Here is a 12,688-nt window from a genome sequence, read left to right as displayed (position 1 = left end):
CTGGCGGGCGGGGACCGGCTGCACCGGGGCGGGTGACGGCCCGGGCCGCGGTGACCGCGGGCCGGCCCGGGTCCCGCCGCCGGGCCGACCGTCAAGCGCCGGTAATCCCGGCGTACAGATTCGGTGGAGATTGCCTCCGCAATGCTTACTCAAAAGTCAGGAATCTGTCCGACCCTTCCCCTTGTGGGTGCATTCTCCGCCGCTGACCTGCGCCGACGCGAGTCCCGCTCAGCTTTCGCACCTCTCCCGCCGTCCCGGGCGGGTGGGGTAGCTTTCACCGCGCCGTGCCGGGCCTCACCGCCGGGCGCGGCCCGACGTCCGATCGTACGAGTGCCGGGGAGCGGGGAACGGGAGCGGACTTGCGCGAGTTCACCAGCCCTGCGTTGGCGTTGCCTGCTCCGGTGGGCGGTCTGGCCGATGTCGTGTTCCGTTACGCGAAGGAGGACCCCACGCGGGTCGCGCTCGGCCGCAAGGACGCCGACGGCGCCTGGCGTGACGTGACCAGCGCCGAGTTCCGCGACGAGGTGCTCGCCCTCGCCAAGGGCCTGCTCGCGCAGGGCGTCCGGTTCGGCGACCGCGTCGCGATCATGTCCCGCACCCGCTACGAGTGGACGCTGTTCGACTTCGCGCTGTGGACGGTCGGCGCCCAGGTCGTGCCGGTCTACCCGACGTCGTCGGCGGAGCAGTGCCTGTGGATGCTGCACGACGCGGAGGTGAGCGCGGCGGTCGTGGAGCACGAGGACCACGCGATGACCATCGCCACCGTCATCGACCGGCTGCCCGGGATGCGGCGGCTGTGGCAGCTCGACGCCGGCGCGGTCCAGGAGCTGTACGACGCGGGCGCCCACCTCGACGACGACGTCGTGCACCGGCACCGCCGGGCCGTCACCCCCGACACGGTGGCCACCGTCATCTACACCTCCGGCACCACGGGCCGTCCGAAGGGCTGTGTGCTCTCGCACGGCAACTTCATGTACGAGGCGGACACCGTCATCGAGCGCTGGGAGCCGGTGTTCCACTCCCGCCGGGGCGACGAGGCGGCGACCCTGCTGTTCCTGCCGCTCGCGCACGTCTTCGGGCGGATGGTGCAGGTGGCCGCGATCCGGGGCCGGGTGAAGTTCGGCCACCAGCCGCAGCTGAACGCGGCGGCGATCATGCCGGACCTGGCCTCCTTCCGGCCGACGTTCTTCCTGGCCGTGCCGTACATCTTCGAGAAGGTGTTCAACGCGGCGCGGCGCAAGGCCGAGCGGGAGGGCCGCTCGGGGGCGTTCGAGAAGGCCGTCGAGGTGGCGGTGAACTACGCGGACGCCATGGAGGCGAAGGCGTGGGGCACCGGACCGGGACCGTCCGCGGGCCTGCGGATGCAGCACCAGGTGTTCGACAAGCTGGTGTACGGGAAGATGCGGGCCGCGATGGGCGGGCGCATCCGGCACGCCATGTCGGGCGGCTCGGCGATGGACCGGCGGCTCGGGCTGTTCTTCGCCGGCGCCGGCATCCACGTCTACGAGGGGTACGGGCTCACCGAGTCGACGGCGGCGGCGACCGCGAACCCGCCCGAGCGCACCCGCTTCGGCACCGTGGGCCGGCCGGTGCCGGGCGTCTCGGTGCACATCGCCGACGACGGCGAGATCTGGCTGAACGGGGACAACGTCTTCCAGGGCTACCTCAACAACCCGAAGGCGACGCACGAGACGCTGCACGACGGCTGGCTCGCCACCGGTGACCTGGGGGCGCTGGACGAGGACGGCTACCTCACGATCACCGGCCGCAAGAAGGAGATCCTGGTGACCTCCGGCGGCAAGAGCGTCTCGCCGGGCCCGCTGGAGGAGCGGGTGCGGGACCACCCGCTGGTCAACCAGTGCATCGTCGTCGGCAACGACCGGCCCTACGTCGCCGCGCTGATCACCCTGGACCCGGAGGCCGTCGAGCACTGGCTGGCGATGCGCGGCAAACCGTCCCTGCCGGCGGCCGAACTGGTGCACGACGCCGACCTGGAGGCGGAGGTGCGCCGGGCGGTGGTGGCGGCCAACACCCTGGTGTCGCAGGCCGAGTCGATCCGCACGTTCCGGATCCTGGCGCAGCCGTTCACCGAGGAGCACGGGCTGCTGACCCCGTCGCTGAAACTGAAGCGCAGGGCCATCGAGAAGGCGTACACGGAAGAGGTCGAGGCCTTGTACCACGCGTGAATTGCGCGGTCGGGAATGCACGACGGGCGGTGATCGTTGAGGATGGGGCTGTTCATCATTGTCCGCAACCGAAGGATCGAGAGCTCGTGAGCAAGGTCCCCCCGATCGTCCTGAACAACGGCGTCGAGATGCCCCAACTGGGGTTCGGCGTCTGGCAGGTCCCGGACGCAGAGGCCGAGACGGCCGTGGCGACGGCTCTGGAGGCGGGCTACCGCAGCATCGACACCGCGGCCGCCTACGGCAACGAGGAGGGCACCGGCAGGGCGATCGCACGGTCGGGCGTGCCCCGCGAGGAACTGTTCGTGACCACGAAGCTGTGGAACAGCGACCAGGGGTACGACGCCACGCTGCGCGCCTTCGACGCGTCCGTGTCGAAGCTGGGCCTGGACTTCGTGGACCTGTACCTCATCCACTGGCCGACCCCGGAGCGCGATCTCTACGTCGAGACGTACAAGGCGTTCGAGAAGCTGTACGCGGACGGCCGGGTCCGGGCCATCGGCGTGTCCAACTTCCTGCCGGAGTACCTGGAGCGGCTGACGGCCGAGACGTCGGTGGTACCGGCGGTGAACCAGATCGAGCTGCACCCGCACCTCCAGCAGCACGCGTCGCGTGAGTACCACGCGGAGCGGGGCATCGCCACGGAGGCGTGGTCGCCGCTGGGCCAGGGCAAGGGCCTGCTGGAGGTCCCGGCGATCGTCGCCATCGCGCGCAAGCACGAGCGCACCCCGGCCCAGGTGGTGCTGCGCTGGCACCTCCAGCTCGGCAACGTCGTGATCCCGAAGTCCGTAACGCCGTCGCGGATCCGGGAGAACATCGACGTGTTCGACTTCGCCCTGGACGCCGAGGACCTCGCGGCGATCAGCGCGCTGAACGAGGACCGGCGCATCGGACCGGACCCCGCCCGGCTGAACGGCGCCTGAGCCCGGGACCGCCCACGACGGCCTCTCCGCTCCCCCGTTGCCGGGGGCTGCGGGGAGGCCGTCGCGTGTCCGGCGGCCGCCCGCGGGCGGGGGCGGCTCAGGCCGGCCGTACCGCCGTGTGGACCGTGTGGGCCGCCAGCACGAAGACGTCGGGGCGGTGGTGGACGCTCGCCGGGTCGTCGGGGTCGAGGAGGCGGTCGAGGGTGGCGCGGTCCTCCGCGTCCAGGTCCTCGGCGAGCGATTCGCGGGTGCGGGTGAGGACGGCGGCGACGTAGGCGCGGGCCCGGTCGGTGGTGGGGGCCGGCAGATCGAGGAGGAAGGTACGGGTCCGCGTGTGGTGCAGCCCGGCGGCCGCCAGCAGCGCGGGCCAGTCCTCGGTCTGGGCGACCGACCCCGGCAGGTCGGCGCGCATGCGGGTGAACCAGTCCTCCTCCACCGCGTCGATCCGGGCCTGCAGTCCGGGCCGGCCGATGCCGATGTCGCGGGGCAGGAACCGGGCGGGCAGCCCGCCCTCCATCACCGCCAGGGTGCCGCCGGTCGCGAGCCGGGCCGCCAGCGCGGTGAGCGCGGCGCCCTGGTCGCCCAGGTGGTGCACGCTGCGACTGGCCCACAGCAGGTCCGCCGGATACTCCAACTCGTCGAGGATGTCGGGGAGTTCCCCGGTGAGGGTGCCGAAGCGGTCGGCGGCGCCGCGGCGTGCCGCCCGGTCCCTGGCCCGTTCCAGCAGCGCTTCGGAGCCGTCCACGGCGACGATCCGGGCGCCCGGGAAGGTCTCGGCGAACAGGGCGGAGATGACACCGGGTCCGCTGCCGGCGTCGACGACGAGTCCCGGCTCGGTCACCTCCTTCGCCAGCCAGCTCAACGCCCGCTCGTACAGCGGCGTGTACAGTTCCGCCTGCGACTCGAGCAACGGGGCCATCTCGGCCCAGTCGATGTCGGCGTGGTCGTGGCCGTGGTGGGGGTGTGCGTCGGGGTGGTCCGGTGCGTGCCGGTCCGGTTCGTGGTGGTGCGCCATGGGGTCAGCCTCTCCGCTCGGGTGTGCCCAGGGTGCGGCGACGCACCGGGGGGTGGCAAACGATGTTGCCGCTCCCGCAAACCGGGTCAGCGGGCGGCCGGTTTGCGGAAGGCCCGCAGGTCGAACACCGGGTCCGGCCGGGGCCGGTCCTGGTCCGGCAGGCGCGCCAGCCGGTCGGCGAAGCCGTCGGCCAGCGGATCACCGGGCGGCAGGGTCATGAACCAGCCGCGCCGCAGATCGGCGATGGTGCGGCGGGGGCTGCGGCCCTGACCGTGGCCGGTGAAGCGGGCCCGCCCCGCCGGGAGCAGCCCATGGGCGGCGGCGCAGGCGGTCACGTCGGCGGCACCGTCGCGCACCGGGCTGGGCGGCCGGGAGGCGAGCACGGCATCGATGTCACTGCCCACGTTGTGGGAGGCGGCCTTGCCGACGGTGGTGACGTAGACACCGCCGGGGCGCAGGACGCGGGCGCACTCGCCGATGACGCGGCGCACCTCGTCGGGTCCGGACAGCAGGTGCAGCAGCCACACGCTGACGACGGCGTCGACCGCGGCGTCGCGCACCGGCAGCCGTCGGCTGTCGCCGCGCACCACGGCGCCGGGGAGGCGGGCGGCGGCCCGGCGCGTCATGGCGGGGGCGAGGTCGACACCGGTGACGCGCAGCCCGGGGCGGGCGGTGAACCGACGGGTGACGATACCGGTGCCGCAGGCCACGTCGAGCAGGTCCCGGGTGGTGTCCGGGAGGAGGGCGAGCACCGCGTCGGCGGCGGCGCCGGCCCGGGGCTCACCCCCGCGGGAGGCGTCGTAGCGTTCGGCTTCCTCGTCGTAGTCGAGCACGCACCTCAGTGTGCCCCGTGGGCGGGGGCCAGGTCCCGTACTCGGCGGGCGAGCTCCAGGTCCTTGGCCGTGACGGCGCCGCCCGCGCTGTGGGTGTGCACGGACAGGGCCACCGTGTTGTAGCCGAGGGTGAGGTCGGAGTGGTGGTCGAGTTCCTCCTGCACCTGGGCGATGTGGACGACCATCGCGGTGGCGGCGAAGTGCGAGGCGAGCCGGTAGGTGCGGGTGAGCCGGTCCCCGTCGAGGGTCCAGCCCGGCAGGTCGGCGAGGCGGTCCTCGATCTCCTCCGGCGACAGCGGTTCGACGGGCATGGCGTGCTCCTTCGCTGGTCGGGTCCTCGCTCGCGCCCGCACGGGGGGCTCGCTCCTCAGCCTGCCACAGGGTGCGGCTACGGTCCCGCGGGCCCGCGCACGGCTGCCCGGGGCGGGGGCCGTTCGGCTAACGTCACCCGTATGGCCACCGTCCCGCCCGGAACCCGCACCCCCTCCCCCTCCCCCTCCGCTGCGGGCGGGGCCGGTCCGCTGCTGCGGGCCTGGCGGGAGCAGCGGCGGGTCAGCCAGCTGGAGCTGGCGCTGCGGGCCGGTTCCTCCGCCCGGCACATCAGCTTCGTCGAGACCGGCCGGGCCCGGCCCAGCGAGGAGATGGTGCTGCGCCTGGCCGAGCATCTGGACGTCCCCGTGCGGGAGCGCAACGCCCTGCTGCTGGCGGCGGGTTACGCGCCCCGCTTCCCGGAGACCCCGCTGGACGATCCGGCGCTGGGCGCGCTGCGCGAGGGCATCGAGCAGCTGATCGGCGGTTTCGAACCGTATCCGGCCCTGGTGGTGAACGCCCTGTACGACGTCGTGGCGGCCAACAGCGGGGTCCTGGAACTGCTCGACGGGGTGCCCCAGGACCTGCTGGAGCCGCCGCTGAACACCATGCGGCTGACCCTGCACCCCCGGGGACTGGCCCCGCGCATCCGGAACCTGCGGCAGTGGCGCGGGCATCTGCTGGCCCAGATGGAACGGCACATCGCGCTGCGCCGCTCCGAGCCGCTGCGGGCCCTGTACGAGGAGGTGGCGGCCTACCCGGTGCCGGGGAGCGCCGGGGAGGACGAGGAGGCGGAGGAGGTGGCGGCGTACTTCGCGCTGCCGATGCGGATCGAGCACCGGGGGCGGACGCTGTCGTTCGTGTCGTCGGTCTCGACCTTCAACACGCCGATGGACGTGACCGTCGCCGAGCTGGCCGTGGAGACGCTGCTGCCGGCCGACCCCGCGACGGCCAAGTACCTTCAGTCACCGGTTGCCTGACGACCCCTCAGAGCGAGGTGCTGGAGCACGGCGAAGGCCGCGACGGCCAGGGCCTGCAGGACGATCCAGACGGCGCCCGCGGTGGTCGGGGTGAGCCACAGCGCGAGCGCGGCCAGACTCACCACGGTCCAGGCGAGGTTGGCCTCGACGACGGCACGCACCCCGAGGGCCGGCGGGTGCTCCCGGGCGGCGAGCAGGGCCACCCCGGCCGCGTAGACGGCGAGGAAGGCGCCCACGCCGAGGAGGAGTCGGTCGTCGACCCCGAGGAACCGGCCGAGCGGGCCGGACAGTGCCAGGTAGGCGAGCGCGTTGACGCCGGTGACGGCGGCGTCGAGGCCGAGGAAGCGGCGCAGCACGGACTGCGGCACGGTGGTGCGGGCGAGCGCGGCGAGCTGGGACGCGGACATGGGGCATCACTCTCCGTCGGGGCGGTGGCTGTGTCCGGGGGCCGGGTCCCGGGCCGGAGTGCGCCGGCCCGGAACCCGGTGCGTCCACGATGGCGCCGGGGCGGGGGCGCGGTCGATTACCCGCGGGGTAATGGTGCGGGCGGCCGGGCGCGTCACCCGGCCGGGCCCGTCCGGCGGCCGGTGCCGTGAGAGTGTGCTCCGGACGTGACAGACTGACCGCATGCGTGGGCACGTGGGAGAGGCGTGGCGTGAGTGAGCGGCGAGCCGCCCCCACCGTGGGCCAGGTGGTGCTGGGCAGGCGTCTGAAGGAACTGCGGGAAGCGGCGGGTCTCGGACGCGAGGAGGCCGCCCGGGTCCTGCGGGTGGCGCCCGCGACCGTGCGGCGGATGGAGACGGCGGACGTGGCACTGAAGGTGCCCTACGTCCAGATCCTGCTGGACGCCTACGGGGTGCCCGAGCAGGAGGCGGTCACCTTCGTGGAGCTGGTGGAGGAGGCGAACCGGCCGGGCTGGTGGCAGCGGTTCCACGACGTGCTGCCGGAGTGGTTCAGCCTGTACGTGAGCCTGGAGGGCGCGGCCCGCGTCATCCGCTCCTACGAACCGCACTTCGTGCCCGGGCTGCTCCAGACGGAGGACTACGCCCGCGCCGTGCTGGAGGCGGGGACGATCGGCACCGCGGGGCCGGAGGCGGTGGAGCGGCACGTCTCGCTGCGGCTGGAGCGGCAGCGGCTGGTGGAGCGCCCGGACCCGCCCCACCTGTGGGTGATCATGGACGAGACGGTGCTGCGGCGGCCGGTCAGCGTCGACGGCGGAGTGATGCGCGAGCAGCTGGACCGGCTGCTGGAGCTGTCCGAACGCGACCGCGTCACGCTGCAGGTCATCGAGTTCGCGAGCGGGCCGCACCCGGGCACGTACGCGCCGTTCTCCCTGTTCCGGTTCGCCGAACCGGAGTTGCCCGACATGGTGTTCACCGAGTACCTCACCGGGGCGCTGTACCTCGACTCCCGGAAGGAGGTCGCGGTGCACCTGGAGGTGCTGGACCACATGACGGCCCGGGCCGCGACCACGGACCGCACCCGGGAGCTGCTGCGGGAGTGGCGCAAGCGCCACTGACCCGCGGCGGCCCGGTGGTGCGGCGCCGGGTCAGCCGTCGCCGCCCTTGCGGTCCCCCGCGTCCCCGGGGGTGTCCTCGTCGACGATCTCCGCGTCGACCACCCCGTCGTCGTCCCGGGGCTGCCGGGAGACGTCCGCGCCGTCTCCGGCGCTCGGCTCCCCGCCCTGGCCGGGCTGTTCGGCGCGGGCGTACATCGCCTGGCCCATGCGCTGGCTGACGGAGGCGAGCTTCTCCACGCCGGTGCGCAGGGCCGCGGTGTCGGCGTTCTCCTCCAGCTGCCGTTTGAGGTCGGCGACGGCGCTCTCCACCTCCGACCTGGTGTCGGCGGGCACCCGGTCGGCGTTGTCGGTGAGGAACCGCTCGGTCTGGTAGACGAGTTGCTCGGCCTGGTTGCGGGTCTCGGCGGCCTCGCGGCGGGCGCGGTCCTCCTCGGCGTGCTGTTCGGCCTCGCGCATCATGCGGTCGATGTCGTCCTTGGGCAGGGCGGAGCCGCCCGTGACGGTCATCTTCTGTTCACGGCCGGTGGCGAGGTCCTTGGCGGAGACGTGCATGATGCCGTTGGCGTCGATGTCGAAGGCCACCTCGATCTGCGGGACGCCGCGCGGGGCGGGCGGCAGACCGGTGAGGTCGAAGACGCCGAGCTTCTTGTTGTAGGCGGCGATCTCGCGTTCGCCCTGGTAGACCTGGATGCCGACCGAGGGCTGGTTGTCGGCGGCGGTGGTGAAGATCTCCGAACGCCGGGTGGGGATCGTGGTGTTGCGCTCGATCAGCTTCGTCATGATGCCGCCCTTGGTCTCGATGCCCAGGGACAGCGGAGTGACGTCGAGCAGCAGCACGTCCTTGACGTCGCCGCGCAGCACGCCCGCCTGGAGGGCCGCGCCGACCGCGACGACCTCGTCGGGGTTGACGCCCTTGTGCGGGTCCTTGCCGGTCAGCTCGCGCACCAGGTCGGTGACGGCGGGCATCCGCGTGGAGCCGCCGACGAGGATGACGTGGTCGATGGCGCTCAGCTTCACCCCGGCGTCCTTGACGGCCTGGTGGAAGGGGGTCTTGCAGCGTTCCAGCAGGTCCTCGGTGAGCTCCTGGAACTGGGCGCGGGTGATCTTCTCGTCGAGGTGCAGGGGACCCTCGGCGGAGGCCGTGATGTAGGGCAGGTTGATCGTCGTCTCGGTGGAGGAGGACAGTTCGATCTTGGCCTTCTCGGCGGCCTCCCGCAGCCGCTGCACGGCCATCTTGTCCTGGGCCAGGTCGATGCCGTACTGGCCCTTGAACCGCTTGGCGAGGTGTTCGACGAGCCGCTGGTCCCAGTCGTCGCCGCCGAGGCCGGTGTCGCCGTTGGTGGCCTTCACCTCGATGACGCCGTCGCCCATCTCCAGCAGCGACACGTCGAAGGTGCCGCCGCCGAGGTCGAAGACCAGGACGGTCTCGTTCTCCTTGTCCAGGCCGTAGGCGAGGGCCGCCGCCGTCGGCTCGTTGATGATCCTGAGGACCTTCAGCCCGGCGACCTCCCCGGCCTCCTTGGTCGCCTGCCGCTGCGTGTCGTCGAAGTACGCCGGTACGGTGATCACGGCGTCGGTGACGTCCTCGCCCAGGTAGGACTCGGCGTCCCGCTTCAGCTTCTGCAGGACCCGGGCGGACAGCTCCTGGGCCCGGTACCGGGTGCCGTCGATGCTGCCCTCCGGGGGGAACCGCCACTGCGCGTCCCCCATGTGCCGCTTGACCGAGCGGGCGGTGCGCTCCACGTTGGTCACGGCCTGCCGCTTGGCGACCTCGCCGACCAGCACCTCGCCGTTCTTGGCGAACGCCACGACGGACGGGGTGGTGCGCGCCCCCTCCGCGTTGGCGACGACGGTGGGCTCACCGCCCTCGAGGACGGCCACCACCGAGTTCGTGGTCCCCAGATCGATCCCGACCGCACGTCCCATCGCCGTCCCCTTCCGTCGGAGCACCCTGGTCCGGGTTCCTCCCCCTCCAGCCCAAAACCTGAGGGGGTGCTTGTCAATGGGGCCTCCGCCTCACGGGTGGCGCGCGGCGGGTGCGTCCCGCAGGGCGACGGCGCGCCGGGGGCGGTCGGTGATGAGGACGTCGACGCGCGGATCGCCGAGGAAGGCGCGCATCGAGGCGTCGTCGTTGACCGTCCACACCATCGTGAACAGGCTGTTGCGGGCGGCCTCGCGCAGCACCGTGGCGCGGGCCAGGCGGTGGTGCACGGCCACGCCGTGGGCGCCGCAGGCCCGCACCCGGCGCATGGGGAGCAGTTCGCTGAGCCGGGTCGCCATCAGGCGGCGCCGGCCGACCTCCCGCCCGTCCCGGCCGAGGGACAGCAGGGTGCGCACACGGGGAAACGCGGCGGTGACGGCGGCGACGGACCGGTCCTCCAGGGTGGTGGCGACGCAGCCGTCGGCGCCGAGCAGGGCCACCGCCCGGTCCAGGATGTCCCGCTCGTGGCCGGTCTCCTTGAGGTCGAGGTGGGCCACCAGCCGCCCGGCGACGAGGGACAGCACGTCGTCGAGGACGGGCACGGGCCGGCCGGTCAGTTCCTCCAGCCGGGCGCGGGTGAGCGAGGCGACCGGGGGGCCGGTGCCGCCGGCGCGGGCGTCGTGGTGGACGACGAACACGCCGTCAGCGGTGCGCCGGACGTCGATCTCCACGTACTCGGCGCCGGAGCGCAGGGCGTCCTCGTAGGCGGCCCAGGTGGCGGGGGCGGCCTGTTCGCAGCCGCCGCGGTGGGCGGAGACGGCGGGGCGTGGCTCCATGGCGTTCGTCGGCTCCGGGAGGTGACGTGCCGCAGGCCGCCCCGGCGGGGGCGGCCTGCGTGCGGTGCTGCGGCGGTGCGGTCAGGCCAGCTTCGCCGTCAGGCTGATCTCGGTGCCCTTCAGCGCCTGGCTGACCGGGCAGTTCACCTTGGCGTCCTCGGCCGCGGCGAGGAAGGCCGCCTCGTCCAGGCCGGGGACGGTGCCCTCGACGGTGAGGTGAATGGCGGTGATGCCCTCGCCGGGCACGAAGGTGACGTCGGCGGAGGTCGTCAGGCGGGTCGGCGGGTTGCCGGCCTTGTCGAGGATGTTGGAGAAGGCCATCGAGAAGCAGCTGGAGTGCGCGGCCGCGATCAGCTCCTCGGGGCTGGTCTTCCCGTTCGCCTCCTCGGCGCGCGACGCCCAGGTGACGGGCTGGTCGGCGATGCTGCCGGAGGAGTCGAAGCTGACGACCCCGCTGCCCTTGAAGAGATTTCCTTCCCAAACGGTGTGTGCGGAGCGCGTGGCTGCCATGACGCCATCCTTTCGAAAGGTCCTGCGATGTCCGGTGGTGCTCTGGTCCGGGGCCCGGGTCAGCGGGTGCCCTCCCCCATCCGATCACATCCCGGCCCGCGCCACCCGGAGGACGGGTTCTCCGGCGGCGGATCCGTGGTGGTTCAGGCCGCGTGCTCCCGGTCCGGTGCCGCCGGGGAGGCACGGCCGCCGGCCTCCTCCAGCCAGCGGCGCAGCACCCGGTGGACCTCCTCCGCGCCCCGCAGTTCGGTGCCCTCGGGCACCGGCGGGGTCAGCGCGAGCGGGGACAGCAGGAAGGGCCGGGCCTGGGCGCCGCCGAGGCCGCCGTGCGAGCCGATCTGCTCCTCGAAGGCGAGCACCTCGCCGCCGGCCGGGTCGTAGGCGGAGTTGACCATGATGTCGGCGGTGTGCGGGAAGGAGTGGGTGCGGCGCACGACGTCGGCGGCGCCGGGCCCGAACACGGCGAGCGGGCCCGGGTCCTCGTCGAGCCGGTCGAGCGGGATCTGCGCGCCCTGCGGGCCGAGGACGAGCCCGCCGTGGCGTTCGCTGCGCACGAGGAGGAAGCCGATGCCGGGGTGGTTGGCGAGGGTCGGCAGCAGCGCGGGGTACCGGGTGTCGATCTCCTCCTTGGTCATCCGGTGCGGCACGTCCGGGAAGGAGACCAGGCCCAGGTTGCCCGAGGCCAGCACGATCGGCTCGTCGCGGCGGGTGGGCCGGTACTGCTCGACGCCCTCCTCGACCGGCCGGCGCAGCGCGGCGCGGACGGCGGCGCGGGCCTCCGCACCGCTGTGGGTGCGCCGGGCGCGGCGCGGCACCGGCAGTCCGCATCCGGCCCGCACCAGGTCGCCGAGGGTGAGGCCGTAGCGGGCGCGGAAGGTCTCGCCGGGGCTCTGTCCGTGGTCGGAGAGGACGACGATGCGGTAGGGGCGGGGGGCGTGCTCGGCGACGTTCTCGATCAGGGCGAGGGCGCGGTCCAGGCGTTGCAGCACCTTGTCGGTGTCCCGGCCGGTGGGGCCGGAGTGGTGGGCGACCTCGTCGTAGGCCACCAGGTCGGCGTAGACGGAGCTGCGCCCGGCCAGCAGGTCGCCGGTCACGGCGGCGACCACCACGTCCCGCTGGACGACGGTGGCGAAGGCCCGCACGAACGGGTAGAGGCCGCCGCGGGACACGCGCGGGCGCTGTCCGGTGAACCGGGCCCGGGTGGACTGGGCGATCTCGCGCACGACCTCGGCGACGAAGGACAGGGCGGTGCGCACGGCGTTGGCGGGGTCGCTGAAGTAGGTGAAGTAGCCCGCGCGGGAGCGGGTTCCGGGGTTGCGGCGGCGGGTCGCGATGGACAGCACCAGGGCCTGCTGGTCGGCGCCGCCGCCGAACAGGTTGCCGCGGCTGGCGCCGTCGTCGGCGAGCAGCCCGGGGTGTCCGGCGTGGGCGGCGGCCCGGCGTTCAAGTTCGGCGGCGCTGGTGGGGCGGTTGCAGACCATCACCTCCCGGCGTTCCTTCTCGTACCAGCGGAAGGCGGGGACGTCGTGGTTGCTGCCGTGCAGGATGCCGAGCTGGGTGGAGCCGGTCTGGCTGGACCAGTCGGTGCGCCACGGGGTGAGCCGGTGGGTGGGGCGGGCCCCGGGGGCGGGACCGGCCGCCGGGGCCGCGCCGGGGCCG

General features: G+C 73.4%; 12 protein-coding genes. 4 read left to right on the top strand and 8 right to left on the bottom strand.

Annotated features, from left to right (window positions below; translation table 11 throughout):
• The first annotated feature begins 359 nt into the window (after window positions 1–359).
• Window positions 360–2,186: an AMP-dependent synthetase/ligase gene (locus tag G3I53_RS01910; RefSeq protein WP_164334950.1), complete on the top strand. Its 1,827-nt coding sequence runs from the start codon at window positions 360–362 to the stop codon at window positions 2,184–2,186.
• Between the two features lie 128 nt (window positions 2,187–2,314).
• Window positions 2,315–3,106, top strand: a complete 792-nt coding sequence (locus G3I53_RS01905; RefSeq protein ID WP_164334954.1) for an aldo/keto reductase — start codon at window positions 2,315–2,317, stop codon at window positions 3,104–3,106.
• 97 nt (window positions 3,107–3,203) lie between these two features.
• Here G3I53_RS01905 and G3I53_RS01900 read toward each other — a convergent pair whose 3' ends face one another.
• The 3 genes from G3I53_RS01900 to G3I53_RS01890 all read right to left on the bottom strand — a co-directional run bounded on the left by G3I53_RS01900 (window position 3,204) and on the right by G3I53_RS01890 (window position 5,265).
• Window positions 3,204–4,121, bottom strand: coding sequence for a class I SAM-dependent methyltransferase (locus G3I53_RS01900; RefSeq protein ID WP_164334952.1), 918 nt, complete (start codon window positions 4,119–4,121; stop codon window positions 3,204–3,206).
• An 86-nt stretch (window positions 4,122–4,207) separates the two neighbouring features.
• Window positions 4,208–4,954: a class I SAM-dependent methyltransferase gene (locus G3I53_RS01895; RefSeq protein ID WP_164437963.1), complete on the bottom strand. Its 747-nt coding sequence runs from the start codon at window positions 4,952–4,954 to the stop codon at window positions 4,208–4,210.
• Between the two features lie 5 nt (window positions 4,955–4,959).
• Window positions 4,960–5,265 carry a 4a-hydroxytetrahydrobiopterin dehydratase gene (locus G3I53_RS01890; protein ID WP_164337243.1) on the bottom strand — a complete coding sequence of 102 codons (306 nt, stop codon included), beginning with the start codon at window positions 5,263–5,265 and terminating at the stop codon, window positions 4,960–4,962.
• Between the two features lie 141 nt (window positions 5,266–5,406).
• Here G3I53_RS01890 and G3I53_RS01885 point away from each other — a divergent pair, with 141 nt between their 5' ends.
• A complete protein-coding gene (locus G3I53_RS01885; RefSeq protein WP_164337244.1) occupies window positions 5,407–6,243 on the top strand; it encodes a helix-turn-helix transcriptional regulator in 837 nt (278 codons plus the stop codon).
• Here G3I53_RS01885 and G3I53_RS01880 read toward each other — a convergent pair.
• Window positions 6,225–6,650, bottom strand: coding sequence for a hypothetical protein (locus G3I53_RS01880; RefSeq protein ID WP_164337245.1), 426 nt, complete (start codon window positions 6,648–6,650; stop codon window positions 6,225–6,227). The two genes, G3I53_RS01885 and G3I53_RS01880, sit on opposite strands and share 19 nt — an antisense overlap.
• A gap of 248 nt (window positions 6,651–6,898) precedes the next feature.
• On the opposite strand from G3I53_RS01880, the gene G3I53_RS01875 reads away from it, so the two are divergent.
• The gene (locus tag G3I53_RS01875) at window positions 6,899–7,762 is read left to right on the top strand and encodes a helix-turn-helix transcriptional regulator (protein ID WP_164337246.1); all 864 of its coding nucleotides are present in this window, start codon (window positions 6,899–6,901) and stop codon (window positions 7,760–7,762) included.
• A 30-nt stretch (window positions 7,763–7,792) separates the two neighbouring features.
• Here G3I53_RS01875 and dnaK read toward each other — a convergent pair whose 3' ends face one another.
• The 4 genes from dnaK to G3I53_RS01855 all read right to left on the bottom strand — a co-directional run.
• Window positions 7,793–9,688 (bottom strand): molecular chaperone DnaK, encoded by a 1,896-nt coding sequence (gene dnaK, locus G3I53_RS01870; RefSeq protein ID WP_164337247.1) that lies wholly within the window; start codon window positions 9,686–9,688, stop codon window positions 7,793–7,795.
• A 90-nt stretch (window positions 9,689–9,778) separates the two neighbouring features.
• Entirely contained in the window at window positions 9,779–10,519 is a 741-nt protein-coding gene (locus tag G3I53_RS01865; protein ID WP_164337248.1) for a glycerophosphodiester phosphodiesterase family protein, read from the bottom strand.
• An 81-nt stretch (window positions 10,520–10,600) separates the two neighbouring features.
• Window positions 10,601–11,029, bottom strand: coding sequence for an OsmC family peroxiredoxin (locus tag G3I53_RS01860; RefSeq protein ID WP_164337249.1), 429 nt, complete (start codon window positions 11,027–11,029; stop codon window positions 10,601–10,603).
• A 143-nt stretch (window positions 11,030–11,172) separates the two neighbouring features.
• A partial coding sequence (locus G3I53_RS01855) for an alkaline phosphatase family protein (RefSeq protein ID WP_164437962.1) occupies window positions 11,173–12,688 on the bottom strand: 1,516 nt, incomplete at its 5' end.

It is taken from the genome of Streptomyces sp. SID14436 (genome assembly GCF_010548465.1).
Classification (GTDB): domain Bacteria; phylum Actinomycetota; class Actinomycetes; order Streptomycetales; family Streptomycetaceae; genus Streptomyces.
Note: the sequence above shows the minus strand (reverse complement) of the source record. Positions and strands in the feature narration are given on the sequence as shown.